At 67.1% G+C, this 1,181-nt stretch carries 2 protein-coding genes; one reads left to right on the top strand and one right to left on the bottom strand.

Going from position 1 to position 1,181, the window contains the following annotated elements:
• Positions 1–767 (top strand): HlyD family type I secretion periplasmic adaptor subunit (locus tag EV663_RS15925; RefSeq protein WP_243697996.1); only part of this gene is annotated, 767 nt, incomplete at its 5' end.
• A gap of 3 nt (positions 768–770) precedes the next feature.
• Here the strand turns inward: EV663_RS15925 and EV663_RS15715 are convergent.
• The coding region (locus tag EV663_RS15715) for an alpha/beta fold hydrolase (protein WP_341799046.1) at positions 771–1,181 on the bottom strand (411 nt) is incomplete at its 5' end.

Genomic DNA, 1,181 nt, shown 5'->3' with positions numbered 1-1,181 from the left:
AGGCGCTGACGATCCAGCTTGAGCTGATCGCGCGCGAACTGGCCGATCAGCAAAGCCTGCTGGACAAGGGTCTGGCCCAGGCCAGCCGTGTGCTTGCGCTGGAACGCACGGCGGCCGAGCTGCGCGGCAACGTGGGCGAGCTGACCGCCAGCGCCGCCCAGGCCGAGGGTCGCATGACCGAGCTTGAGATCGAGAAGCTCAAGCTTTACACGACCCGGCGCGAAGAGGCGATCACCCGCCTGCGCGACCTGCAATATCGCGAGATGGAACTGGCCGAGCGTCGGCAATCGCTGCGCGGGCGGCTGAACCGGCTGGACCTGCGCGCACCGGTGGACGGGCGGGTGTTCGGGATGACGGTCTTTGCCCGGCGCGCGGTGATCCGTCCCGCCGACCCGGTGCTCTACCTGATCCCGCAGAACCAGCCGCTGGTGATCGAGGCCCGGGTCGATCCGATCCATGTCGACGAGGTCTATCCCGGCCAGGAGGTCAACCTGCGCTTTGCCGCGTTCAACATGCGCACCACGCCGACGCTGTTGGGCCGGGTGGTCAAGCTGTCGGCCGACAGCTTTACCGACGAGCGGAGCGGCGCCAGTTTCTACCGCGCCGAGATCGTGATCGACCCCGGCGAGGCCGACAAGCTGGAAGGTCAGCAGATCGTGCCCGGCATGCCGGTCGAAACCTATATCCGAACCGCCGAGCGCAGCCCGCTGGCCTACCTGGCAAAACCGCTCACCGACTACTTCACCCGCGCATTCCGCGATAATTGAGCCTCAGGCCAGGCCGTCCAGGAAGGCCAGGATGCGCGCGCTGACGGCCTCGGGCGCCTCTTCATGACCCAGGTGGCCCAGCTCGGGGAAATGCTCAACCCGCGCCCGCGGCATCCGTCCCGCCGCCCGGACACAGCCCGCGGGCGGCACCGCGCGATCCATGTCGCCGACGATGAAAAGACAAGGCAGATCGATCCCGGAAAGATCCGCCTGCAACCCGCCAAGATCCCATTGCGAAACCATCGCCAGCGTCGCATCCATGTGCCGCCGGTCGGCCACAAGGCGACGATAAAGCGCCAGACCCTCCGGCGAAAGCCGGCTGCCGGTCCCGCCAATGATCGCCCCAACACCCGCCGCATTGCCAAGCCAGCGCGAAACCTCAGACGCCGAAAACGGGTTGAGCGCCATCAAACG

Origin of the sequence: Rhodovulum bhavnagarense (genome assembly GCF_004343505.1) — a bacterium.
In the GTDB taxonomy this organism is placed as follows: domain Bacteria; phylum Pseudomonadota; class Alphaproteobacteria; order Rhodobacterales; family Rhodobacteraceae; genus Rhodovulum; species Rhodovulum bhavnagarense.
The sequence above is the reverse complement of the archived record's forward strand: the minus strand, read 5'-3'. Positions and strand labels throughout refer to the sequence as shown.